23 protein-coding genes are annotated in these 22,906 nt (G+C 70.7%); 6 read left to right on the plus strand and 17 right to left on the minus strand.

Annotation, left to right across the window (positions count from 1 at the left end):
* From atpA to BC793_RS08820, 8 genes are all read right to left on the minus strand, one after another.
* Complete coding sequence (atpA, locus tag BC793_RS08790; RefSeq protein WP_109591089.1) at positions 1 to 1,566, minus strand: F0F1 ATP synthase subunit alpha; 1,566 nt, start codon at positions 1,564 to 1,566, stop codon at positions 1 to 3.
* Between the two features lie 74 nt (positions 1,567 to 1,640).
* Entirely contained in the window at positions 1,641 to 2,462 is an 822-nt protein-coding gene (locus tag BC793_RS08795) for a F0F1 ATP synthase subunit delta (RefSeq protein ID WP_109591091.1), read from the minus strand.
* A complete protein-coding gene (locus tag BC793_RS08800; RefSeq protein WP_109591093.1) occupies positions 2,462 to 3,010 on the minus strand; it encodes a F0F1 ATP synthase subunit B in 549 nt (182 codons plus the stop codon). Before BC793_RS08800 ends, BC793_RS08795 begins: the two co-directional genes overlap by 1 nt.
* A 26-nt stretch (positions 3,011 to 3,036) precedes the next feature.
* Positions 3,037 to 3,264, minus strand: a complete 228-nt coding sequence (locus BC793_RS08805; RefSeq protein ID WP_109591095.1) for an ATP synthase F0 subunit C — start codon at positions 3,262 to 3,264, stop codon at positions 3,037 to 3,039.
* Between the two features lie 77 nt (positions 3,265 to 3,341).
* Positions 3,342 to 4,127: a F0F1 ATP synthase subunit A gene (atpB, locus tag BC793_RS08810; RefSeq protein WP_109591097.1), complete on the minus strand. Its 786-nt coding sequence runs from the start codon at positions 4,125 to 4,127 to the stop codon at positions 3,342 to 3,344.
* A gap of 15 nt (positions 4,128 to 4,142) precedes the next feature.
* Positions 4,143 to 4,304 (minus strand): AtpZ/AtpI family protein, encoded by a 162-nt coding sequence (locus BC793_RS50185; RefSeq protein ID WP_170167211.1) that lies wholly within the window; start codon positions 4,302 to 4,304, stop codon positions 4,143 to 4,145.
* A 285-nt stretch (positions 4,305 to 4,589) separates the two neighbouring features.
* Positions 4,590 to 5,009, minus strand: a complete 420-nt coding sequence (locus tag BC793_RS08815) for a hypothetical protein (protein WP_109591487.1) — start codon at positions 5,007 to 5,009, stop codon at positions 4,590 to 4,592.
* Positions 5,010 to 5,158: 149 nt separating this feature from the next.
* The gene (locus BC793_RS08820) at positions 5,159 to 6,469 is read right to left on the minus strand and encodes a serine hydroxymethyltransferase (RefSeq protein WP_239169721.1); all 1,311 of its coding nucleotides are present in this window, start codon (positions 6,467 to 6,469) and stop codon (positions 5,159 to 5,161) included.
* Positions 6,470 to 6,551: 82 nt separating this feature from the next.
* On the opposite strand from BC793_RS08820, the gene BC793_RS08825 reads away from it, so the two are divergent.
* Complete coding sequence (locus tag BC793_RS08825) at positions 6,552 to 8,015, plus strand: SDR family oxidoreductase (RefSeq protein ID WP_109591102.1); 1,464 nt, start codon at positions 6,552 to 6,554, stop codon at positions 8,013 to 8,015.
* Here the strand turns inward: BC793_RS08825 and BC793_RS08830 are convergent.
* From BC793_RS08830 to prmC, 4 genes are read right to left on the minus strand one after another with little or no spacing between them, the layout of a single operon-like run.
* The gene (locus BC793_RS08830) at positions 7,998 to 8,963 is read right to left on the minus strand and encodes an L-threonylcarbamoyladenylate synthase (RefSeq protein WP_109591104.1); all 966 of its coding nucleotides are present in this window, start codon (positions 8,961 to 8,963) and stop codon (positions 7,998 to 8,000) included. The two genes, BC793_RS08825 and BC793_RS08830, sit on opposite strands and share 18 nt — an antisense overlap.
* A complete protein-coding gene (locus BC793_RS08835; RefSeq protein ID WP_109591105.1) occupies positions 8,960 to 9,556 on the minus strand; it encodes an arsenate reductase/protein-tyrosine-phosphatase family protein in 597 nt (198 codons plus the stop codon). Before BC793_RS08835 ends, BC793_RS08830 begins: the two co-directional genes overlap by 4 nt.
* Position 9,557: 1 nt before the next feature.
* Positions 9,558 to 10,202 (minus strand): L-threonylcarbamoyladenylate synthase, encoded by a 645-nt coding sequence (locus BC793_RS08840; RefSeq protein WP_109591106.1) that lies wholly within the window; start codon positions 10,200 to 10,202, stop codon positions 9,558 to 9,560.
* Positions 10,203 to 10,226: 24 nt separating this feature from the next.
* Complete coding sequence (prmC, locus tag BC793_RS08845; protein WP_109591107.1) at positions 10,227 to 11,114, minus strand: peptide chain release factor N(5)-glutamine methyltransferase; 888 nt, start codon at positions 11,112 to 11,114, stop codon at positions 10,227 to 10,229.
* A gap of 67 nt (positions 11,115 to 11,181) precedes the next feature.
* On the opposite strand from prmC, the gene BC793_RS08850 reads away from it, so the two are divergent.
* Both BC793_RS08850 and BC793_RS08855 read left to right on the plus strand, forming a co-directional pair.
* On the plus strand, positions 11,182 to 12,678 hold the full coding sequence (locus BC793_RS08850; protein WP_109591108.1) for a GGDEF domain-containing protein: 1,497 nt from the start codon (positions 11,182 to 11,184) through the stop codon (positions 12,676 to 12,678).
* Positions 12,679 to 12,680: 2 nt separating this feature from the next.
* Entirely contained in the window at positions 12,681 to 14,054 is a 1,374-nt protein-coding gene (locus tag BC793_RS08855) for an outer membrane protein assembly factor BamB family protein (protein ID WP_109591110.1), read from the plus strand.
* Here BC793_RS08855 and prfA read toward each other — a convergent pair.
* Together prfA and rpmE are read right to left on the minus strand one after the other, a co-directional pair.
* Positions 14,038 to 15,129: a peptide chain release factor 1 gene (gene prfA, locus BC793_RS08860; RefSeq protein ID WP_109591112.1), complete on the minus strand. Its 1,092-nt coding sequence runs from the start codon at positions 15,127 to 15,129 to the stop codon at positions 14,038 to 14,040. The two genes, BC793_RS08855 and prfA, sit on opposite strands and share 17 nt — an antisense overlap.
* Before the next feature lie 79 nt (positions 15,130 to 15,208).
* Positions 15,209 to 15,433: a 50S ribosomal protein L31 gene (gene rpmE / locus BC793_RS08865; RefSeq protein ID WP_109591114.1), complete on the minus strand. Its 225-nt coding sequence runs from the start codon at positions 15,431 to 15,433 to the stop codon at positions 15,209 to 15,211.
* A gap of 210 nt (positions 15,434 to 15,643) precedes the next feature.
* Here rpmE and BC793_RS08870 point away from each other — a divergent pair, with 210 nt between their 5' ends.
* The 3 genes from BC793_RS08870 to BC793_RS08880 are packed head-to-tail and all read left to right on the plus strand — an operon-like array spanning position 15,644 to position 18,223.
* Complete coding sequence (locus tag BC793_RS08870; RefSeq protein ID WP_109591116.1) at positions 15,644 to 16,711, plus strand: RNA ligase; 1,068 nt, start codon at positions 15,644 to 15,646, stop codon at positions 16,709 to 16,711.
* Positions 16,708 to 17,604 carry a phosphatase domain-containing protein gene (locus BC793_RS08875; protein WP_109591118.1) on the plus strand — a complete coding sequence of 299 codons (897 nt, stop codon included), beginning with the start codon at positions 16,708 to 16,710 and terminating at the stop codon, positions 17,602 to 17,604. The genes BC793_RS08870 and BC793_RS08875 overlap by 4 nt, the downstream gene beginning before the upstream one ends.
* A gap of 1 nt (position 17,605) precedes the next feature.
* Positions 17,606 to 18,223, plus strand: a complete 618-nt coding sequence (locus BC793_RS08880; protein WP_109591120.1) for an RNA ligase family protein — start codon at positions 17,606 to 17,608, stop codon at positions 18,221 to 18,223.
* Here the strand turns inward: BC793_RS08880 and BC793_RS08885 are convergent.
* The 3 genes from BC793_RS08885 to thrB all read right to left on the minus strand — a co-directional run bounded on the left by BC793_RS08885 (position 18,207) and on the right by thrB (position 22,894).
* Positions 18,207 to 19,367, minus strand: coding sequence for a nitric oxide synthase oxygenase (locus BC793_RS08885; protein WP_109591122.1), 1,161 nt, complete (start codon positions 19,365 to 19,367; stop codon positions 18,207 to 18,209). The genes BC793_RS08880 and BC793_RS08885 overlap by 17 nt on opposite strands.
* A 134-nt stretch (positions 19,368 to 19,501) precedes the next feature.
* On the minus strand, positions 19,502 to 21,652 hold the full coding sequence (gene rho / locus BC793_RS08890; RefSeq protein WP_109591124.1) for a transcription termination factor Rho: 2,151 nt from the start codon (positions 21,650 to 21,652) through the stop codon (positions 19,502 to 19,504).
* A 297-nt stretch (positions 21,653 to 21,949) separates the two neighbouring features.
* Complete coding sequence (gene thrB / locus BC793_RS08895) at positions 21,950 to 22,894, minus strand: homoserine kinase (RefSeq protein ID WP_109591126.1); 945 nt, start codon at positions 22,892 to 22,894, stop codon at positions 21,950 to 21,952.
* Between the last annotated feature and the right edge of the window lie 12 nt (positions 22,895 to 22,906).

The following is a 22,906-nucleotide window of genomic DNA, read 5'->3' on the forward strand; positions in this document are numbered from 1 at the left end:
CTAGCTACCGCTTTCGCCGGTCGCGCTGCCCTGGAAGGACTTCTTGAACTCGACGACGCCGGCCTTCAGCGTCTCGATGTTGTCGTCGCTCAGCAGGTTCGTCGACTCGATCGCGGTGTAGACGTCACTGTTGTGCTGCTTGAACCACTGCAGGAACTCCTGCTCGAAGCGGCGCACGTCGGCGACCGCGACATCGTCGAGCTGACCGGTGGTACCGGCCCAGATCGTGATGACCTGGTCGACGGTCGAGTACGGCGAGTACTGCGGCTGCTTCAGCAGCTCGACGAGGCGGATGCCCTTCTCGAGCTGGGCACGCGACGCGCGGTCCAGGTCGGAGGCGAAGGCCGAGAAGGCCTCCAGCTCACGGAACTGGGCCAGGTCGAGACGCAGGCGGCCGGAGACCGAGCGCATCGCCTTGACCTGCGCCGAACCACCCACGCGGGACACCGAGGTGCCGACGTTGATGGCGGGACGCACACCGGAGGCGAACAGGTCCGACTCGAGGAAGATCTGACCGTCGGTGATCGAGATCACGTTGGTCGGGATGTACGCCGAGATGTCGTTGGCCTTGGTCTCGATGATCGGCAGACCGGTCATCGAGCCCGCGCCCAGCTCGTTGGAGAGCTTGGCGCAACGCTCCAGCAGGCGGGAGTGCAGGTAGAAGACGTCACCCGGGTAGGCCTCACGGCCCGGCGGGCGGCGCAGCAGCAGCGACACGGCGCGGTAGGCCTCGGCCTGCTTCGTCAGGTCGTCGAAGACGATCAGGACGTGCTTGCCGTTGTACATCCAGTGCTGTCCGATGGACGAGCCGGTGTACGGGGCGATGTACTTGAAGCCGGCCGGGTCGGACGCCGGAGCAGCCACGATGGTCGTGTACTGCAGAGCGCCCTGCTCCTCCAGCACGCCGCGGATGCTGGCGATGGTGGAGGCCTTCTGGCCGATCGCGACGTAGATGCAGCGAACCTGCTTCTCCGGGTCGCCGGAGTCCCAGTTCGCCTTCTGGTTGATGATCGTGTCGAGCGCGACCGTGGTCTTACCGGTCTTGCGGTCGCCGATGATCAGCTGGCGCTGGCCACGGCCGATCGGCGTCATGGCGTCGATCGCCTTGATACCGGTCTGCAGCGGCTGCTTCACCGGCTGGCGGGCCATGACGTTCGGCGCCTGCAGCTCGAGCTCGCGGAAACCTTCGTTCGCGATCTCGCCACGGTCGTCGATCGGGTTGCCCAGGGCGTCCACCACGCGACCCAGGAAGGCGTCGCCCACCGGGACGGAGAGAACCCGGCCGGTGCGCTTGACCGGCTGGCCCTCCTCGATCTTCGTGTAGTCACCCAGGATCACGGCGCCGATCTCGCGGACGTCGAGGTTCAGGGCGACACCCAGCGTGCCGTCAGCGAATTCGAGCAGCTCGTTCGCCATCGTCGAGGGCAGGCCCTCGACGTGCGCGATGCCATCGCCCGCGTCGGAGACGATGCCGACCTCTTCGCGGGTGAGATCATGCGTAGCGGACGAGACGTAGCGCTCTAGCGCCCCACGGATCTCATCCGAGGAGATGGTCAGCTCGGCCATCCTCTGCCTTCTCTGTCTAGCTCGGGACGTCACCGCCGCCGAGGGGGCTTCTCGATCAGGATCGAGGGGAAAGACTATTTAGCGAACGCCTGCTTGGCTGCGTTCAGCCGGCGCAGGATCGTGCCGTCGTAGAGATCGGAACCGACCCGGACGCTGACACCGCCGATGACAGCGGGCTCGACGTCCACCTTCAACGAGACCTGACGGCCGTAGATGGTGGCCAGTTTCGCGCCCAGTGCCTGCTCTTCGGCGTCGGTGAGCGGCTTGGCCACCGTCACATACGCCACCTCGCGGTCGCGCTTCTCGGCGGTCGCCTCGACCAGCCGGGCCAGCGAGGCCTCGAAGCCACGCCCACCGAAGCCGGTGAGCGCCATCTCGACGAGCCGGCCGGTGGCCACGTGCACCTTGCCCTTGAGCAAGTCCTGCACCAGCTTAACGCGCCGCTCCAGCGGAGCGCTGCCGTCACTGAGCGTGACCGCAAGGCCGGAGTCACCGGAGACGATCTGACCGAAGCGGAACAGCTCGTCCTCGACGTCGGGGAGCTTGCCGTCCCGGTCCGCCGAGGCGAGCAGGGCGTCCACGCCCAGCCGCTCGGTGGCGTCGAGCAGGTCGGCCGGCCGGGAGAACCGACCGGCGGCCAGAGCGGCCACCGCGTTCACCGCGATCTCGGAGACCTTGCCGCCGAGAATCGACTTCAGCAGACCGGCACGCTCGTTGCCGGGCCGGGACGGGTCGGTCAGCGCGCGGCGCAGCCGGGGCTGGGCCCGCAGCAGACCGGCCACCGACAGAATCTCGTCGGCAACCGTCGCCAGTTGCGGGGCCGTCAACGCCACGGTGTTCGCGGCGAGCTGTTGAGTCGCCTCGCCGTAGGCCTCTCGGCTTACGCTCGACGCCATCAGCGCCGCCCGGCCGTGGTGTCGAGGTCGGCGATGAACCGCTCGACGGTGCCGCGGGTGCGGGCCTCGTCGGCAAGTGCCTCACCGACGATCTTGCCGGCCAGGTCGACGGCGAGCGTGCCGACCTCGGACCGGAGTTCCCGGACGATGGACTCACGCTGGGCCGAGAGCTGCTCGTTGCCGGCCGCGATGATGCGGTCCGACTCCTCGCGGGCCTTGGCCAGCACGTCCTGACGGATCCCCTCGGCGTCGGCCCGGGCCTCGTCGCGGATGCGAGCGGCCTCGGTCCGGGCCTCGGCGAGCTGCGTCTTGTACTGCTCGAGCAGCTGGTTCGCCTCGGCCTGAGCGGTTTCGGCGCGCTTGATACCGCCCTCGATGGCGTCCACCCGTGCCTGGAACGTCTTCTCCATCTGCGGGAAGACGAACTTGATCAGCACGAAGCAGAGCACCGCGAAGGCGACCGAGCCCACCACGATCTCTTCCCAGATGGGAAAGATCGGGTTGTGGCCGTCCTCTTCCGGGGCAGCGGCCAGGTAAAGGTTGATCATGTGAACCTCCTAGTCGAGGCCGAGGATCACTGGCCGGCCCAGATGAAGCCGAACGCGATACCGAGGAGCGCGAGCGCCTCGATGACGGCGAAGCCGATCCAGACGAACGGCAGGGTCAGGCGGGACGACTCCGGCTGGCGGGCGGTCGACTGGATGTAGGCCGAGAAGACCAGGCCGACACCGATGCCGGGGCCGATGGCGGCGAGGCCGTAACCGATGGCGGCGGTGCTACCGACAACTTCGGCGAGCTGCATTTCTCAGTTCCTCCTGGTATCTCGCGTGACTGTCACGCGGGACGGCAACGGGGTGTTACGTGGAGATCGGGTACTGCTCAGTGCTCGTCGGCGAGCGAACCCTGGACGTAGCTCGCGGTCAGCACCGTGAAGACGTAGGCCTGGAGGCAGATCACCATGAACTCGAGGAAGGTGATCGCGATGGTCAGCACCCAGGACAGCACGGAGACCGGCGCCAGGAAGACGTTCGCGTTGATCATCGCGAAGCCGCCGAGCGTGAACACCAGCAGCAGCATGTGGCCCGCGAACATGTTGGCGAAGAGACGAACCGCCAGCGAGAACGGCCGGACCAGGAAGTTGGAGAAGATCTCGATCGGGATCAGCAGCGGCAGGATGCCGAGCGGCGCGTTCGGCTTCACGGCGTGCACGAAATACGCCATGCCGTGCTTCTTGATGCCGACCCAGATGAACATCACGTAGCTGATCACCGCGAGAACCGCGGGGAACGCGATGTGCGACATCGGCGAGATCTGCACGAGCGGCAGGATGCCGAAGAAGTTGTTGACCAGGATGAACATGAAGAGTGTCGTCAGGTACGGCGCGAAGCGCACACCCTGCGGCCCGATCATGTCCACCGCGATGTTGTTCCGCACGAAGCCGTAGATGCTCTCAGCGAGCCACTGCTTCTTCGTCGGCACCAGCTGCGGCTTCCGGTACGACATCAGGAAGAAGATGATGATCGCCGCGACCGCCACCCAGACCAGCACCGTGATCTTGGTGAACCAATAGCTCTCATGCTGGTTCCACGGCAGGATGCTGGGCAGGTAGAAGTCCTCGACGCTGGGCGGGAATGCCGCCGCGAGGACCGTCGACTGACTGATCACCTTGGCCCTTTCCTGTCAGGCGCCGAGTCGGCGCACGATGAGGTACACACCACCGGCGACCCCGAGGATCGCGCCGATTCCGGCGAAGATGCCCTTGGTCCCGACGAAGTGGTCGACGAGCCAGCCGATCCCGCCCCAGGACAGAATGCCCGCGATGAGATACGACAGTGCGGTCATGCCCGCACCTGAGTCAGGAGGCGGGTTCGAACCGTCGTCACCGCGAGATTCGGGGGGAGGTTTCTGGCCGGTCATGACGGCCCGAACGATATCAGCAGGAAACACGAAGCTAAGCGGGACCCCCCGCACAACCGTAGTTGTCCAGGCGTCAGGGGTCTCGCAACTGACTGGACACGGTACTCCTGTCGCGCCAAATCGGAACACGGCACGAGCGAGGAGGTCACCGGATAGTGGCGCGTTGCCCGGTTTTCACATCGCTGACCAGGGAAGACCAGGTGCTCTAGATCACTTTCGCATGACGCGGCGGTGCACCCACCAGGCCTGCACGCCCGTCCAGACCATCACGGCGGCGACGATGCCCCAGCCCAGGGCGTTCCAGCCCGGCCACTTGATCCCGACGCCGACCGCCAGGATGACTCCCAACAAGGAGTATTTCACCACATAAGTGAGCATTCCGAGGGGCATCAGCAAAGCCGGCCGGACCGTGTCCGCCCAGGCGATGACCAGGGTCGACATGGTGTAGCTGACGGTCACGATGAGCACACCGGCCGCCGCGCCCAGAGCCGCGTCCGGACCGCCGGTGAGAAACCCCACCGAACCGGCACAGAGCAGCAGCGCCATGGAGACCGCGGAGAGCAACGGCAGATGCTCGATCCGCCAGGCCGGATTCGGCGCCGGCGGGGCCGGACGTTCCTCGGTCGGCACCTGACTCACCACAACCCCCAGAAGAGACGAACCGCAGCGGGCCACGCTATCACCGCGCCCGGATCACCCCGCGAATCAATCCACCGCCGGTTAAGGCTCGTTAAGGTGGCGTTCCCGGAAATCCTCCCGGGAATTCACCGCCACCCGATTCAGCGCACGAACACGGAATCGGCCGGCAATTCCGTGCCGAGCGGATAGGGCGGGAAGCCCCCCACGATCTCGGACACCTCGGCGGCCACCTCGCGGATCACCGCCTCCCCCGCCGTTGTCTCCAGCCCGTCCCGCACGACCCGGCCGATCAGCCCGGCGATCCGCCGCATTTCGCCCTCCCGCATCCCCTGCGAGGTGACGCTGGGCGTGCCGACCCGGACGCCGGACGCCACGGCGGGACGCTCCGGGTCGTACGGCACCGGGTTCTTGTTGAGGGCGATGCCCGCCCGCGCGCACCGCGCCTCGGCATCCCGGCCGGTCACGCCCGCCTCGCGCAGGTCGAGCACCGCGAGATGGTTGTCGGTGCCACCGGTGACCGGCCGCAGCCCCTCGGCCGTCAGGCCGTCGGTGAGCGCCCGCGCGTTGCGCACCGTCTGGTTGGCGTAGCCGCGGAACTCCGGCGTGCCGGCCTCCCGGAAGGCGACCGCCTTGGCCGCGATGGCGTGCATCATCGGCCCGCCCTGGGCGAACGGGAAGACCGCCTTGTCGATCCGCTGGGCCAGTTCCGGCCGGCAGATGATCATGCCGCCGCGGGGACCGCGCAGCGCCTTGTGGGTGGTGCCGGTGACCACGTCGGCGTACGGGACCGGCGACGGCACCGCCCGCCCGGCCACCAGGCCGATGAAGTGCGCCGCGTCGACCATCAGGTACGCGCCCACCTCGTCGGCGATCTCCCGGAAGAGGGCGAAGTCGATCAGCCGCGGGTACGAGGTCGCGCCACAGATGATCAGTTTCGGACGGTGGGCGAGGGCGAGATCGCGCACCTCGTCGTAGTCGATCAGCTCGGTCTCCGGGGCCAGACGGTAGGCGATGGGATGGAACCACTTCCCGGAGAAGTTCGCCCGGCTGCCGTGGGTGAGGTGACCGCCGTGCGGCAGACCCATGGCCAGCACCACGTCACCGGGTTCGGCCAGCGCCGCATAGGCGGCCAGGTTCGCGCAGGCGCCGGAGTGCGGCTGCACGTTGACGTGCGGCGCCGCGAACAGGTCCTTGGCACGCTCCACGGCCAGCGCCTCGGCCCGGTCCACATGGGCGCACCCACCGTAGTAGCGCTGCCCCGGATAGCCCTCGGCGTACTTGTTGGCCAGGGTCGACCCGAGCGCCGCGAGCACCGCCGGTGACGTGAAACTCTCGCTCGCGATCAGCTGGAGCGTGTCCCGCTGGCGTGCCACCTCGTCGAGGAGCACGGACGCGATCTCCGGATCTTCGCGTTCGAGCATCGCGAAGTCCGGCCCCCAGAAGGTGCCCACGCTGGCCTCCCGAGATCGAGGAGCCTTCCGGTTTCCGAGCATATGGCTTGTGACCCCTCGTTCGTGGGCACAGTCTCCAGTTATGCGGTGCTTGGTTACCGGCGCGACCGGCTACATCGGGGGGCGGCTCGCCCCCAGACTTCTCGAAGCGGGACATCAGGTGCGATGCCTGGCACGCAGCGCCGGCCGGCTGCGGGACGTGCCCTGGGCCGACCGGACCGAGATCGTCCAGGCGGACCTCGCCGACCCGGCCACCCTTCCGGCCGCCTTCGAGGGCGTCGAGGTGGCCTACTTCCTGATGCACTCGCTGGGCCGGCCGGACTTCGAACAGCTCGACCGGGAGGCGGCCCGGAACTTCGCGGCGGCGGCGCGCGCGGCCGGCGTACGCCGCATCATCTATCTCGGCGGCCCGGAGCCGCCCGCCCACGAACGACCCTCCGCCCACCTGCGCTCCCGGGCCGAGGTGGCCCGGATCCTGCTGGACAGCGGCGTGCCGACGGTGGTGCTGCGCGCCCCGGTCATCATCGGTTCCGGGTCGGCCTCCTTCGAGATGCTGCGCTATCTCACCGAGCGCCTTCCGGCGATGATCACCCCGCGGTGGGTCAAGAACAGGATCCAGCCCATCGCGGTACGCGACGTCCTGCACTACCTGATCGGCGCGGCCGGTCTCCCGCCGGAGGTGAGCCGCGGGTTCGACATCGGCGGGGCGGACGTGCTGACGTACGAGCAGATGATGCAGCGGTACGCCCGGGTGGCCGGACTCCCCCGCCGGGTCATCGTGCCGGTGCGGCTGCTGAGCCCGTGGCTCTCCGCACACTGGGTCGGCCTGATCACCCCGGTCCCCAACAGCATCGCCCGGCCCCTGGTGGCCAGCCTGATCCACGAGGCGGTCGCCCAGGAGAACGACCTGGCCGAGCTGCTGCCCGGCCCGCCGCCACTCGGGTTCGACGAGTCGGTGCAGCTGGCCCTCGGCCGGATCCGCGACGCCGAGGTGGAGACCCGCTGGTCCACCGCGTCCGGTCTGAACCCGTCGGCCGAGCCGCTGCCCAGCGACCCGGACTGGTCCGGCGGCAGCCTCTACGTCGACGAGCGGTCCCGGCCGGTCAACGCGAGTGCCGGCGAGCTGTGGCGGGTGATCGAGGGCGTCGGCGGCGAGAACGGCTGGTACTCGTTCCCGCTGGCCTGGTCGGTGCGCGGCTGGCTGGACCGGCTGGCCGGGGGGGTCGGGCTGCGCCGGGGCCGCCGCGATCCGCACCGGCTACGGGTCGGCGAGGCACTGGACTGGTGGCGGGTCGAGGAGATCGAGCCGGGCGCGCTGCTGCGGCTGCGTGCCGAGATGCGAGTACCCGGCCGGGCCTGGCTGGAGATGCGCGCCGAGCCCGACGGGACCGGCCGCAGCGTCTACCGGCAGCGGGCGGTCTTTCTGCCGCGCGGTCTCGGTGGGCACCTCTACTGGGCGTCGGTGCTGCCCTTCCACGGCGTCGTCTTCAACGGGATGGCCCGCAACATCACCCGGACCGCGGAGACCTCACGCGGCGGCGCGTGACAGGCGGTCGCGGACGGCCAGCCAGTCCTCGGTCCGCGGCGGCTCCTGGACCAGGATGGTCGGGTAACCCGCGTCGTCCAGCCGGTGCAGGGCCGCATACAGGTCGGCGGCGTACTCCCCGGGGTCGGCGGAGAGGATCTCCGTGCCGTCCGTTCCCTCGTAGGCCAGCACCGCGACCGGCTCGGTGAGACCCGACCGATCGACGTCCCGTACGTCCGGGCAGAGGACCACCCTGGCGCGCGGCGCATAGTGCCGGCGACTCAGACCCGGTGACGACCGGGCCTCGCCGTCCTCGGCCGCCGCTCCGGGCAGTGTGATCGGGCCGACCGTGTCACGCAGCACCCGCAGGCCGAGCGCGCCCGGGCGCAGCAGCCGCGGCACGTCCCCGGTCAGGTCCAGCACCGTCGATTCGATGCCCCACGAGCACGGGCCGCCGTCGAGCACCATCGGCACGTCCGGCAGGCTGCGGACCACGTGCTCGGCGGTGGTCGGCGAGATGCCCTCGGAACGGTTGGCGCTCGGTGCGGCCAGCGGAAGCCCGGCGACCTTCAGCAGTTCGAGAGCGACCGGATGGGCCGGCACCCGGACCGCCACGGTGTCGTTCGACGCGCCGATGCCCGGCAGATGCGGCGCCCGGCGGACGACCAGGGTGAGCGGGCCCGGCCAGAACCGGGCGGCCAGCTCCTCGGCCCCGTCCGGCCAGTCCGCGGCGAGCGAGCGGGCCGCCGCCACGTCGGCCACGTGCACGATCAGCGGGTTCCAGGTGGGCCGGTTCTTCAGGCGGTAGATCTCGCCGACCGCCTTCTCGGAGAAGGCGTCGGCGCCCAGGCCGTAGACGGTCTCGGTCGGGAACGCCACCACCGAACCGGCCCGCAACAGGCCGGCTGCGCGGGACAGTCCATCGGCGTCGGACGCGACGATCCGGTCACGCCATGCGGCACCACTCACGGGAGGAGCAACGCGGCGAGCGGCATCGTGGTGTCCTCGATCTCGTCCGCCACCCGCTGGAACGTCTGGTCGCCACGGCCCCACGGGTCGTCGAGATCGTCGGCCGGCTGTGCGGCCTCCACACCACGCAGCTCCGCCACCGCCTCGACGATCGCGGTACCGCGGGCGTGGACCGCCTCCGGTTTCGGCTCCGCCGGAGGCAGCGCGCCGGTGTCGACGGCGCCCAGCAGGCGGCCGAACTCGCCCAGGACGAACGTGCGGGCGGCGGCGTCGGGACGCAGTGCCACCACGTAGTCGTACTGGTCGGCGGTGGCGGTGAGGATCAGGTCGGCCTCGTCGATGAAGTCGCCGCGCAGCTTGCGGGCCAGGAAGTTCTCGTCGGTGCCGCGGCGGGCCCGGACCAGCCGGGCGGCCGGCGGGTTCATCTCCTCACCCTCGTGCCAGCCACCGGTACCGGCGCTGACACTGCGCAGCAGCGGGGCGCCGTCGGCGTCACCGGCCCGCTCGCGGACCGCCCGGGCCAGCAGGCGCTCGGCCATCGGCGACCGGCAGATGTTGCCCATGCAGACGTGCAGAACAGTGAACGGAGCCAAGTCAGTCCTGCCCATCGACGATGTCCGGGACGACGTCACGGAGTTTCCCGGTCGGGATCGCCCCGGCCCGGAGAATGCGGGGGACGTCGCCGGTGACGTCGACGATCGTGCTCGGTGCGGGGTCGGCGGCGGGGCCGGCCTCCAGATAGACGCGCACCGCATACTCCAGCTGGTCGCGGGCCTCGTCGGCGGTGAGCGGCGCCGGGGAGCCGAGCTTGTTGGCGGTGGTGACGGCCATCGGGCCGACCTCGCGCAGCACCTCCAGGGCGACCGGGTGCAGCGGCATGCGGACGGCCACCTGCCCGCCGGTGTCACCGAGATCCCACTGGAGGCTGGGCGAGTGCTCCACGATGATGGTCAGCGGGCCCGGCCAGAACGCGTCGGCCAGCTCACGGGCCGCCCTGGGCAGCGAGTAGACCAGACCGTCCAGCGTGTGCCGGGAGCCGACCAGCACCGGCGGCGGCACCCGGCGGTCCGAGCCGCGGGCGTGGTGCAGCTGGGTGATCGCGTGGGTGGCGAACGCGTCGGCGCCCACCCCGTAGACCGTGTCGGTGGGGAAGACCACGAGCTCGCCGCTCTTGGCCGCCTCGACGGCAGCGGCGATGCCGCGGTCCCGGTCCGCGACGGTGGCGCAGTCGTAGAGCATCACGAGATGCAGTGTGCCATGCGGCTACGCACCGTCCCACCGGCGGCGGGCGGTCGCGTACCGGGGGCGGCCGGTGAGGTCGTCGTGTGCGGTCACCTCGATGAACCGGCCGTCCGCGCGGAGCAGCTCGGGAACCGCCTCGCCGTGCACGTCGTCGTGCTCGATACCGACCGATCCACCGGGTTTGAGCAGCACCGCGGCCAGCGCGACGACCGGCCGGATCACGTCGAGACCGTCCGCGCCGCCGAAGACCGCCTCGGCCGGGTCGTGGCCGGCCACCTCCGGCGGGACCTCGGTGCCGTCCGGAACGTACGGCGGGTTGCAGAGCAGCACGTCCACCGCACCGTGCAGATCGGACAGCAGGCCGGGATCGGTGACGTCGCCGGCCACCACCTCGACCACCGGGTACGCCGCGGTGTTGCGGCGCAGCCAGGCCAGTGCCGCCGGCGACCGCTCCACGGCGATCACCCGCCCGGCCCTCGTCTCGTCGGCGATCGCGATCGCGATGGCGCCGCTGCCACTGCACAGGTCGACCACGAGCGCGCCCGGCCCGGCCCGCTCGGCGCCCCACCCGGCCAGCAGCTCGGTCTCCGGCCGGGGCACGAAGACCCCGTCACCGACGGCCGGCTCCACGTGCCGGAACGCGGCCGTGCCGAGCAGGTGCTGCAACGGGATCCGGGCGGCCCGCCGCTCGACCAGCTCGCGGAAGCGGGCCAGCTCCGCGGGCCGGATCGCGTCGATCAGCAGCAGCCGGCCCCGGGGCACCCCGAGCACGTGCGCGACGAGCAGCTCGGCGTCGACCCGGGGGGACGCCACCCCGGCTCTCGCGAGATCGGCGGTCGCCACTGCCAGCTCCGGCGCCAGGCGCGCCCGATCCGTGCTCTCGCGGGGGTGTTCGTGTCGCGGTGTCACGGCATAATCATGGGACGTCGCGCACGCGGGCCCGCCGGCGACCCGCCGATGCCGTGGGAGGCGCCTGGTGAGTTGGTTGGACCAGCTCGCGGAACACGTCGATGAGCTGCGCCACGCCGGGGAGCTCCAGCAGAACGGGCAGTCGGCGACGGCCCTGCCGATCCTGGACCGCGTGCTCGCGTCCGCCTCGAATCCGGCCACCCGGGCGTACGCACTGGTGCAGCGGTTCGGCGCACTCATCAACCTGGGCCGGATCGGTGAGCTGGCCGCCGCGATGGCGGCCGCCGCCGAGGCGGTCCGTGAGGTGCCCGATCCCTATCTGCGCGGGCAGATGCACGCGTTCGCCGCTCTCGGCGCCCATCTGCAGAGCAATCTGGACCGCGGGGTGACCCACCTGGTGCAGGCGGCCCGCGCGCTGGCCGCCGTTCCGGAGCGTGACTCGGAGACCGCCTGGGGCTGGCACGACCTCGCCATGGCCTACTCCTACCTGGGCTTCCACGGGCAGGCGCTGACCGCGGTGGAGCAGGCCCGGGAGATCGGCGCGGCCGCCGGGCTGGCACCGGAGGTGTTCGCCGCCCCCGGCATCCGGCTGCGCAACGCGGTCGCCCTCGACCATCACGGCGACACCGACGGCTGCCTGCGGGTGCTGCGCGACATGGACGCCGAGTTGTCCCGCTACCTCGCCACCGACCGGCTGCGGCCGGGCAGCCGCACGGTGTACGGCTACGCGCTGGCCCGCCGTGCCGCGCTCGGCGAGCCCACCGCCCCGGAGGCGGGCCGCTGGCTGACCGGCGGCGGCGACAGCGCCCGTACCCGGGACCTGCGGCATCTCGGCTCGGTCTGTCTCTCCATCGCGTCCGGCCGGCCGCAGCAGGCGCTGGCCATGCTGGCCGCCGTGCCGGTCTCGGCCGAGGTGCTCGGACCCGCCGAGCCGGCCCGGCTGCGCAGCATCTGCCACGCCAGCGCGGGTGACCACGCCGCCGCGCACACCGCCGACCGGTATGCGTTCCGGCTCGCCGCCCTGCGCATCGACCAGCTCCGCGACGGCTACCTGGACGGGGTGGCCGCCCGTCTCGACGCCCAGGAGACGCACCGCGACCCCGGGCGGTACGGCGACGAGACCCTGACCGACCCGCTGACCGGTCTGCCCAATCGCCGTCAGCTGGAGCGATACGTGGATACGCTGCTGTCCCGCGGCGAACGGGCCGCTGTCGGCGTCTGTGACGTGATCGGTTTCACCACCGTCAACCTGCGGCACGGACGGCACTGTGGCGACCTGGTGCTACAACGGATCGCCGGTGTACTGCACCGCGTGATGCGGCGTGGTGACTTCGTGGCCCGGTTCGCCGGCGACGAGTTCGTGCTGGTTCTTCCGGGGGCCGGCCCGCACCAGGCGGCCGAGGTGGCGCGGCGCATCGGCGCGGCCGCCACGACCGAGAACTGGCAGGCCCTGGTGCCGGGCACGTCGATCGGCCTGGCTTCGGGCTGGTCGGAGGTGGGGGCCAACGGGCGGGGACTGAGCGCGGCACTGGCGGCCGCGGCAGCGAGCAGGAAACCTACGTGAGCATGTCCGTGATCGACCTCGGCGACGTCAGCCACCTACCCGACGAGCCGGAGGGCTATCCGGGTGGTCACCCCGGGCTCGGGCGGTTTCGTGTCGGGCGGCTCGCGAAGGCCGCGATAGCGGTGGTCGTCACCCTGGCGGCCGGTGGTTCCGCGCTGCCCGGCCCGCCCGTGCTGCGCGAGGTGTGGTCGGTGCCGGTCTCCCCCGAGCAGTCGATGACTGTCGACGACGACTCGGTGTACCTGCATCGTCCCGCCGACAACGGGACCGAGCTGACCGAGCTGACCGCCTACGACCTGGGGACCGGCCGGGTTCGCTGGACCAGGCGGGTCGACACCGGCCCGTCCTGGTTGGGCGCGGCACCACAACACGGGGTGCTGCTGCTCCCCGGCGACGAGCAGTCGATCGAGGTCAAGTCGCCGGACGGCGCGATGATGAGCTACTCCTACGCCGGTTCGCTGACGGCCCTCGACCCGGCCACCGGCGAGCAACTGTGGCAGCGCCCCGGCGCTCAGCACTGGGCGGACACCGGCGACACGCTGCTGATGTACGAGCGGGACCGGACCGGCACGCTCACCTGGCTCCGGCAGGTCCGGATCCGGGACGGCTCGATCGTCTGGGAGCGGCGCGCGCCGGCGAACGCCGACACCGTGGACGTCCAGTTCGGCGGCGACACCCCGGAGCGGATCGTCACCGCCGGCCCGGGGGGCCGGCTGACGGTGCTGCGCTACGCCGACGGCACTCACGTGACGTCCCGGTCCCTGCCGTGGCAGTCGGTGTCGCCCGAAACCGGTGTGGGCAGCAACCTCGGCACCGTGAAAGGGCGGCTCGTCGTCGTCGACACCGGTCTGAAGGGCGACGCCGACCGGAGCCGGGTGACCGTCTACCGGACCGACAGCCTGGTCCCGCTGTGGAGCCGCGACAGCAAGGGGTGGGCGAACGTGCAGGACTGCGGGCCGCTGGTCTGCCTCAGCACCGCGGAAGGGCTCTTCGAGGCGGTCGACCCGGAGACCGGCACCCCACGCTGGACAATGACGGGCAGCCCGTTCATCGGCGCCGTCGCTGGCGGGGAGCGCCTGCTGATCCCCGGTATCGAGGAGGACCAGAAGCAGACCCTCGTCGACGCGGCGACCGGGCGGGCGATCGGGTCCACCACCGCCGGCGGCGTACTGTCCGTGGACCACGAGGAGGGCACGGCGATGCTGCTGCGCCACCTCGATCCGGCCACCAGCGTCCTGAGCCGGATCGACACCACCACCGGGCACACCACCGTGCTCGGCCTCCTCCCGGCCGGCGATCAGATTCTCTACGGCGGATCGGGACGCCGGATCGTCTGCATGCTCGGCGACCGGATGGTCGTCATGACCGCCGGGTGAACTCCGTGTCGCCGGCCAGCCGGGCCGCCCGGTCCGCGCCGGCGAGCGCGTCCAGGACGCCGTCCAGTTCACCGCCGAGCACCAGGTCCAGGTTGTAGGCGGTGTAGCCGATGCGGTGGTCGGTGATCCGGTTCTGCGGGTAGTTGTAGGTGCGGACCCGCTCGGAGCGGTCGACCGTACGCACCTGGGCCTTGCGGGCGTCACCGGCCGCCGCGTCCGCCGCCTCCTGGGCCACCGCCAGCAGCCGGGAGCGCAGGATCCGCATCGCCGACTCCTTGTTCTGGAGCTGGCTCTTCTCGTTCTGGCAGCTAACCACGGTGCCGGTGGGCAGGTGCGTGATCCGGACCGCGGAGTCGGTGGTGTTGACCGACTGACCACCCGGACCGGACGAACGGAACACGTCGATCCGCAGGTCACCCGGCTCGATGTGGATCTCGACGTCCTCGGCCTCGGGCAGCACCAGCACGCCGGCGGCCGAGGTGTGGATGCGGCCCTGGGACTCGGTGACCGGGACCCGCTGCACCCGGTGCACGCCACCCTCCCACTTGAGCCGCGACCAGACGCCGTGACCGCCCTCGGGCAGGCCCTTCGTCTTGACCGCGACCGAGATGTCCTTGACGCCGCCCAGGTCGGACTCCTGGGAGTCGATCACCTCGACCACCCAGCCGCGGCGCTCCGCGTACCGGGTGTACATGCGCAGCAGGTCGCCGGCGAAGAGCGCGGACTCCTGGCCGCCCTCGCCCGCCTTGATCTCTATGATCACGTCCTTGGCGTCGCTGGGGTCGCGCGGCATCAGCATCTCGCCGAGCTTCTCCTCCAGCGCGGGCAGCACCGCGGCGACCGCCTCGACCTCGGAGGCGAACGCCGGGTCCTCGGCGGCCAGTTCCTCGGCGGCGGTCAGGTCGGCGCGCGCGGCCTCCAGCTCGTTGTATGCGGCGTTCAGCGGCGCCAGCTCCGCGAACCGGCGGCCGACCCGGCGGACCAGCGCCTGGTCGGCGTGGATCGACGGATCCTCCATCCGCTTCTCGAGGTCCGCGTACTCGGCGAGAAGGGTGCTAAGGCGGTCGTTACTCATCGTTCTCTCCCAACCCAGACGGCGGACCACATGCGAACGGCGCCCGCCCCGGATTCCGGGACGGGCGCCGTCGACGCGGTTACTTCTTCTTCGCGGCGGTGACCTTCGCGTACTTCGCCTGGAACTTCGCCACCCGGCCCGCGGTGTCGAGGACGCGCTGCTTGCCGGTGTAGAACGGGTGGCAGGCGCTGCAGGTCTCGACGCGGATCTCGCCGCCCTTGGCGGTGCTCCGGGTGCTGAAGGTGCTGCCGCAGGAGCAGATGACCTCGGTGGTCGCGTACTCCGGGTGGATGCCGCTCTTCATGTCTTCTCGGTCCCTCTCGAAAATGCGGGCCGCCGGGTCGCCTGTGCTGAACAGATGTGCTGAACGGCAGACGTGAACCGGAACCCTTACTGGCCGATGTACCAGTCTGCCATGCCTGGAGCCCTGGCCGGAAATCAGGAGGCGCAACTGGATTCATGCTGGTTAACGTGAGCGTCCCTTCCGGCATTCCCGCCCCTGAAAGGCATCGCCATGACGCTCCTGCACGACGTCCTCGATCCGGCCGAACTGGCCGCTGCGATCGGCAACGGGCTCGTCCGGTCGCAGCGTCACCCCAGCCGGCCGTTCCTGATCTACAACTACACCGAGGCCTGCCAGTACAGCGCGGCCTGGACGCCGGTGACGCTCGCCTGCCGCGGTCTCGTGGTGGACGCCGCCGGCCGGATCGTCGCCCGGCCGTTCCCGAAGTTCTTCAACCACAACCAGTCGCAGGCGCCGGTGCTCGACCCGGGCGCGCGGGTCACGGTGACCGACAAGGCCGACGGCAGCCTCGGCGTGATCTACCACGACGGTTCCGGCCCGGCCGTCGCCACCCGCGGGTCCTTCGCGTCCGACCAGGCCCGGCACGCGACTCGGCTGCTGCGTACGCGCTACCCGTCCTTCGTACCGCCGCCCGGTCTGACCGTGCTCGTGGAGATCATCTACCCGGACAACCGGATCGTCATCGACTACCGGGGGCTGGACGACCTCGTGCTGCTCGGCGCGGTGGAGATCGCGACCGGGCGGACCCACGGCCCGGAGGCGGTGCCGGAGTGGCCGGGGCCGGTCGTGGAGACGTTCGCCTACACGAGCTTCGCCGAGGCGCTGGCCGCCCCGCCGCGGGACGGCCGGGAGGGCCTGGTCGTCCACTTCACCGAGGCCGACCAGCGGGTGAAGATCAAGTACGCGGACTACGTACGGCTGCACCGCCTGGTCACCGGGCTCACCCCGCGCAGCGTGTGGGAGATCCTCGCCACCGGCGGGGACCTGGCGGCGCTCACCGAGCCGCTGCCGGACGAGTTCCACGTCTGGGTCCGCGGTGTCGCCGCCGGACTCACCGCGGAGGTCGACGCGCGGGCCGCGGCGGTGGAGGCCGCCTACGAGACGATCATCACTTCACTGCCGGAGGGCTGGAGCCGCAAGGAGTACGCGGCGCAGGCTTCGCGCAGCGAGCACCGCGCCGAACTGTTCCTGCGGCTCGACGGCAGGGATTACCGTCCCGGCCTGTGGCAGCGGGTTCGCCCGGCAGGTGCCCGCCCCGGAGGGGAAGACGAACAATGACACGACTGCTCATCACCAGGGGCCTGCCGGCCTCCGGCAAGACCACGTTCGCCCGCAAGCTCCAGCCGGGCGTGGTCCGGGTCAACCGGGACGACCTGCGGCGGATGCTGCACGGGCGGCCGCTGTTCACGCAGCGCGCCGAGGCTCAGGTCACCCAGGCACAGCGGGCCGCCGTCGAGGCGCTGCTGCGGGCGCGGGGCAGCGTCGTCGTCGACGACACCAACCTGCGGGCCAAGACGGTCCGCGAGTGGGCCGAGATGGCGGCACGCCACAACGCGTCGTTCGAGGTGCACGACTTCACCGACGTGCCGGTCGACGAGTGCGTGCGGCGTGACGTCGACCGGCCTGAGGACGTGCGGGTCGGCGAGGACGCGATCCGCCGCATGCACCAGCGCTACCTGGCCGGTAGGAATCTGCCGCTGCCGGTTCCGTTCGTCGACCCGGGTGGGCCGGGCGTGATCTACCGGCCCGACCCGGAACTGCCGGAGGCGGTGCTCGTGGACATCGACGGGACGGTGGCGCTGATGAGCGGCCGGAGCCCGTACGACTGGGGGCGGGTCGGCGAGGACGAACCCAACCCGGCGGTCATCGCCGCGGTACGGGCGATGCACGCCGCCGGCCACGCGATCGTCTTCTGCTCCGGGCGCGACGCGGTGTGCCGCGCGGAGACCGAGGCCTGGCTGGACCTGTTCGTCGGGGTGCCGTACGAGGCGCTGTTCATGCGGCCCGAAGGCGACAGCCGGAAGGACTCGATCGTCAAGCGGGAGATCTTCGACCTCGAGGTCAGGGACCGCTGGCGGATCGTGGGGGTGTTCGACGACCGTCAACAGGTGGTACGTATGTGGCGGCAGCTCGGCCTGACCGTCTTCCAGGTGGCGGAGGGAGATTTCTAGGGTGAAGTACCCGCGGACGTTCCATCTGCCCGGCTCACCGGGAGCGACCGCCGACGACCGTGTTCAGCACGATCTGTCCTGGCTGGACGGCGAGCTCGTGGTGACCGAGAAAATGGACGGCGGGAACCTCACCTTCACCCGCGACACCATGTACGCCCGCTCGCTGGACTCCGGCACCCAGCCCTGGGACCGGCCGGCCAAGGCGCTGTGGGCGATGACGGCGTACCGGATACCCGACGACTGGCGTGTCTGCGGCGAGTCCATGTGGGCCCGCCGCAGCGTCGCCTACCGCGACCTGCCCGGCGTCTTCCTGGTCTTCGGCATCTGGGACGAGACGAACACCCTGCTCGGCTGGGACGACACGGTGGACTGGGCACGCCGCCTGGAGCTGCCGGTCGTCCCGGTCCTCTACCGCGGCGGCAGCCTCTCCGAGGCGTGCGCCGCCTGGGCCGCCCAGCGGGACAGCGAGACCTCCGAGGGGTACGTGGTGCGTGCGGCCGGGCGCATCCCGGCCGCCGAGTTCGACCGCAAGCTCCTCAAGTGGGTCCGGGCCGACCACGTGCGTACCGATGCCTCCTGGCGTCACCGCGACGACTTCGCACTCAACGAGTTCGCCTAGGGCAGCCCCGGGCCAGCTCCGCGGCCTCGTCGTCGAGATAGAAGGCGGGCCGCTCGTCGAATTCGTCGTAGTAGCGGTGGAAGACCGGGGTGATGCCGCCGGAGATCGGCGGGACGATCCAGGTCCAGTCGGCGGGCACCCGGCGGCCGGCCTTCTCCTCGTTACGCAGGTGGGTGATGAACCGCTGCGACTCGGTGTGGTGGTCGCTCATCCGGACGCCGGCCCGCTCGAAACTGTGCAGGACCGCCCGGTTGAGTTCGACGAGTGCCCGGTCCCGCCAGAGCGTGGACTCCCGGCTGGTGTCCAGGCCCATCCGGGCGGCGACGAGCGGCAGCAGGTCGTAGCGGTCGGCGTCGGCGAGGTTGCGGGCACCGATCTCGGATCCCATGTACCAGCCGTTGAACGGTGCCAGTGGATAGTGCACGCCGCCGACGGTGAGGCGCATGTTGGCGATCGCCGGTACCGCGTGCCAGCGCAGTCCCAGCTCGGCGAACCAGCTGAACTCGGGGTGACTCAGCGGCACCTCGCGGATCGCACGCTCCGGCAGTTCGTAGACGCGTACCCCCTCGGCGGGCGTCTCGATGACCAGGGGCAGCACGTCGAAGGCCTCTTCCTTGCCCTGCCAGCCGAAGCCGCGTACCGCCGTGGTGAGGCCGATCTGCCGGGGGTCGCCGACCGCGCCGCCGTCCCCGGTGCGGTATCCGGCGTACCGGATCAGCTGCTCGTTCCACACCCGGGCGTACGGCTGGCCGGGCTGGGCCGGGGCGAACACGCTGATCACCGGCCGGATCTGCGCGCCGCCCGCGGTCTGGAGGTGCTGCACGAGCAGCGAGTAGATCTCGTCGGCGGTACGGGCCCGGCGGCGGTCCAGGACCATGAGGCTGCGCCAGTAGAGCCGCCCGATGCACCGGCTGGCGTTGCGCCAGGCCATCTTCGCGCCGTGGGCCAGCTCGTCGGTGGTGTGCACATAGGTGCCGGTCGCGGCGATCTGTGCGCGGACGATGGCGAGCCGGGGCTCGACCGGGCCGAGCCGCGGGTTCTCGGTGTAACAGCGGCGCAGGAAGTCCTCGGCTTCACCGGGGTCCACCGGAGAGCCCGGATCCCAGGGCAAGGCGGGACAGTCCCGGTAGCCGGGCACGATCATCGGGCGCCTCCGGAGTTGTCGAGCGGCGGGGATACCGGAGGTTCGCACGAGCCGGGCTGGGCCGAATCAGACAGGTTGTGCGACGAAAACGACGCAGCCCACCCGATTGGGTGGGCTGCGTCGTTTTCGTCTGGTTATTCGCCAGGCGTGGACTTGGCGATCTGCATCAGGAACTCGATGTTGGTCCGGGTCTGCTTGAGCCGGTCCATCAGCAGGTCCAGGGCAGCGCCCGACTCCAGCGAACTGAGCACCTTGCGGAGCTTGTGGATGATCGCCAGCTCCTCCTTGCCCAGAAGGATCTCTTCCTTACGGGTGCTGGAGGCGGAGACGTCCACGGCCGGGAAGATCCGCTTGTCCGCGATCTTGCGGTCGAGCTTGAGCTCGGCGTTACCCGTGCCCTTGAACTCCTCGAAGATCACCGTGTCCATCATCGACCCGGTCTCCACCAGCGCGGTCGCGAGAATGGTGAGCGAGCCACCGTTCTCGATGTTGCGCGCCGCACCGAGGAAACGCTTCGGCGGGTAGAGCGCGGTCGAATCGATACCACCCGACATGATGCGGCCGGAGGCCGGCGCCGCCAGGTTGTACGACCGGCCGAGGCGGGTCACCGAGTCGAGCAGGACGACCACGTCGTGGCCCAGCTCGACCAGCCGCTTCGCCCGCTCGATGGCGAGCTCGGCGACCGTGGTGTGGTCCTGCGGCGGACGGTCGAACGTGGCCGCGATGACCTCGCCCTTCACCGTGCGCTGCATGTCGGTGACCTCTTCGGGCCGCTCGTCCACGAGCACGACCATCAGGTGGCACTCGGGGTTGTTGCGGGTGATCGCGTTGGCCAGAGCCTGCAGGACCATCGTCTTACCGGCCTTCGGCGGGGAGACGATGAGCGCGCGCTGGCCCTTACCGATCGGCATCACCAGGTCGATGATGCGGGTGGTGAGGATGTGCGGCTCGGTCTCCAGCCGCAGGCGCTCCTGCGGGTAGAGCGGGGTGAGCTTGTAGAACTCGGGACGGCGGCGGGCCTCGTCCGGCTCCATCCCGTTGATGGTGTCGAGGCGGACCAGCGGGTTGTACTTGTCCCGCCGCTGCCCGTCGCCGCCACCGTCACGCGGGGCGGACCGCACGGCGCCGGTCACCGCGTCGCCACGGCGCAGACCGTACTTCTTGACCTGCGACATCGAGACGTAGACGTCGTTCGGCCCGGAGAGGTAGCCGGTGGTACGGACGAACGCGTAGTTGTCCAGCACGTCCAGGATGCCGGCGACCGGGACGAGCACCTCGTCCTCGGCCACGTGCGGCTCCCGGCCCTCACGCTGGCCGCCACCGCGCTCGTCACGCGGGTTGTCGTCACGGTCACGGCCCCGGCGACGGTCCCGGAAGCGGCTGCGCCGGCTCCGGCGGCCGCCCTCGCCGTCACTGTCGTCGTCGTCGTGACCCTGGCTGTCACGCGGGCCGCGGTCGTTGCCGCCGCGATCCTCGCGCTGCTGGTCGTCGCGCTGCCGGCCGTCACGCGGCTGGCTGTCACGCTGACCGTCACGCGGCTGGCCATCACGCTGACCATCACGCGACTGGCCATCACGCTGACCGTCACGCGGCTGGCTGTCACGCTGACCGTCACGCGGCTGGCCATCACGCTGACCGTCACGCGACTGGTTGTCGCGCTGACCGTCACGCTGCTGACCGTCACGCTGGTTGCGCTGCCGGTCCCGGTTGCGCTCGCCGCGCTCGGGACGCTCGCCGCGCTCCGGACGCTCGGTCGGCTCGGCAGCGGGTGCGGGCGCCTCGACCGGTGCGGCCACGGCGACGGCGACGGCGGGAGCCTCGGCCGGTGCGGCCACGGTCTCCTGCTGGCGCGGAGCGCTTTCCCGGGAGCCACGCTCACGGCGGCTGCGGGACGGGCGCTCGGCCGGAGGAGCGGTCTCCGCCGGAGCGGCTGCGGCCTGCGGCGCCTCGACCGGAGCGACCGCAGCGACCGGAGCGACCGGGGCGGGAGCCTGGGCGACGGCCTCGGAGCCGTTGGTACGCGGGCGGGGAGCCGTCTCGACAGCGGCAGCGGCAGCGGCGGGGGCACCACCGCTCTGACGCTCGGTGATCGCGGCGATCAGCTCGCCCTTGCGCATCCGGGCGGTGCCGGAGATGCCGAGGGAGGCGGCGAGGCTCTGCAACTCGGGCAGAAGCATCGCGGACAGCCCGGTGCCGCCCCGGCGGCGCTTCGTAGCGGTCGCGGTGGTGCCTGCGCCGTCAGCGACGTCAGAAACACCCGACGTCACGTCGGTGGTGTCGCTCAATGGATTCCTTCCGTCGGAAAAAGCCCGAGTCCACCCGGAACTTCAGCCTTGGGCCGGGTGCCCTCGGAACCCGCTTCGCAACAGCGGTGCGGGAGTTCATGCAGCACGGCAGCTCGACGGTATCCCTGCCCGTCGAGGGTGCCGGCGGGTAGGTCTCGGCGAGTGCAGCGATCTATCGACTGCTGCCCGGCGTTTGCCTTGATGAGAGTTGAGAAAGACCAGAAGGCCCAGAATCTCGGGGGTGCGCCGAACCGCAGAGATCGCTTGCTTCGCGGCTGTGCTAGGTCTTGAGCGTAGTCAACTCGTGCGACCTGCGGCAACAGGACCCCGCTCGGCGTGTTCCACCATACCCCCTTTCACACGAGCACCGACGTCATCCACGCCCAGCACTTCGCTGTGCCAGTGCGCACCCGGCGCGAAATCGTCCGGGACCTCGGTCAGTGCCAGCACGGTCGGGCCGGCGCCGCTGACCACGGCGGCCACTCCCACCGCACGCAACGCCGCCACCAGAGCCGCCGTGGCCGGCATCCCCGGAGCGCGATAGCCCTGGTGCAGCCGGTCCTCGGTGGCCGCGAACAGCAGCGAGGGATCAATCGTGAGAGCGTGCGTGAGCAGCGCGGCCCGCCCGGCGTTGAATGCGGCGTCGTGATGCGGCACCTCGGCCGGCAGTGCGGCCCGCGCGGACGCCGTATACCCCAGCTCGGCGGGAACGAAAACCGTCGGGCGCACACCCTCGGCCGGCGTCAGCTTAACCGCCCGTGCCCCGTCCGGCTCGGTCCAGGCCACCGTGAACCCGCCGAGCAGGCACGGAGCGACATTGTCCGGATGGCCCTCGATGCGGGCCGCGATGCGCAGCGCGGCCGCGTCGTCGATCAGATCGAGGCCGCCGGCGATCAGGCCGCGGGCCAGTTGTACGCCACCGACGATCGCCGCCGACGAACTGCCCATGCCCCGCGCCTGCGGGATCCGGTTGACGCACTCGACGGCCAGGCCCGGCGGGCGCACACCCGCCTCGTCGAAGGTCTCCAGCATCGCGCGGACCACCAGGTGGTCGGCTCCGGTCGGCAGCTCCCCGGCGCCCTCGCCGAGAACCGTCACGGAGAAGCCGCCGGCGGTCACGCGGGCCGACAGGTCGTCGTAGAGCGTCAGCGCCAGGCCCAGGGAGTCGAAACCGGGGCCCAGATTGGCGCTGGTCGCCGGGGTGCTGACGGAGACCGTTTCGGTGACGAAGGTCAAGCCCATCGCCACATGCTA

Origin of the sequence: Actinoplanes xinjiangensis, from assembly GCF_003148685.1 — a bacterium.
In the GTDB taxonomy this organism is placed as follows: Bacteria; Actinomycetota; Actinomycetes; order Mycobacteriales; family Micromonosporaceae; genus Actinoplanes; species Actinoplanes xinjiangensis.

What these genes read in the sequence shown, in the direction of transcription:
- atpA (WP_109591089.1), bottom strand. Translation starts at nt 1,566, where the DNA reads ATGGCCGAGCTGACCATCTCCTCGGATGAGATCCGTGGGGCGCTAGAG.
- BC793_RS08795 (WP_109591091.1), bottom strand. Translation starts at nt 2,462, where the DNA reads ATGGCGTCGAGCGTAAGCCGAGAGGCCTACGGCGAGGCGACTCAACAG.
- BC793_RS08800 (WP_109591093.1), bottom strand. Translation starts at nt 3,010, where the DNA reads ATGATCAACCTTTACCTGGCCGCTGCCCCGGAAGAGGACGGCCACAAC.
- BC793_RS08805 (WP_109591095.1), bottom strand. Translation starts at nt 3,264, where the DNA reads ATGCAGCTCGCCGAAGTTGTCGGTAGCACCGCCGCCATCGGTTACGGC.
- BC793_RS50185 (WP_170167211.1), bottom strand. Translation starts at nt 4,304, where the DNA reads ATGACCGCACTGTCGTATCTCATCGCGGGCATTCTGTCCTGGGGCGGG.
- BC793_RS08825 (WP_109591102.1), top strand. Translation starts at nt 6,552, where the DNA reads ATGCGGTGCTTGGTTACCGGCGCGACCGGCTACATCGGGGGGCGGCTC.
- BC793_RS08840 (WP_109591106.1), bottom strand. Translation starts at nt 10,202, where the DNA reads ATGCTCTACGACTGCGCCACCGTCGCGGACCGGGACCGCGGCATCGCC.
- BC793_RS08855 (WP_109591110.1), top strand. Translation starts at nt 12,681, where the DNA reads ATGTCCGTGATCGACCTCGGCGACGTCAGCCACCTACCCGACGAGCCG.
- prfA (WP_109591112.1), bottom strand. Translation starts at nt 15,129, where the DNA reads ATGAGTAACGACCGCCTTAGCACCCTTCTCGCCGAGTACGCGGACCTC.
- rpmE (WP_109591114.1), bottom strand. Translation starts at nt 15,433, where the DNA reads ATGAAGAGCGGCATCCACCCGGAGTACGCGACCACCGAGGTCATCTGC.
- BC793_RS08870 (WP_109591116.1), top strand. Translation starts at nt 15,644, where the DNA reads ATGACGCTCCTGCACGACGTCCTCGATCCGGCCGAACTGGCCGCTGCG.
- BC793_RS08875 (WP_109591118.1), top strand. Translation starts at nt 16,708, where the DNA reads ATGACACGACTGCTCATCACCAGGGGCCTGCCGGCCTCCGGCAAGACC.
- BC793_RS08885 (WP_109591122.1), bottom strand. Translation starts at nt 19,367, where the DNA reads ATGATCGTGCCCGGCTACCGGGACTGTCCCGCCTTGCCCTGGGATCCG.
- thrB (WP_109591126.1), bottom strand. Translation starts at nt 22,894, where the DNA reads ATGGGCTTGACCTTCGTCACCGAAACGGTCTCCGTCAGCACCCCGGCG.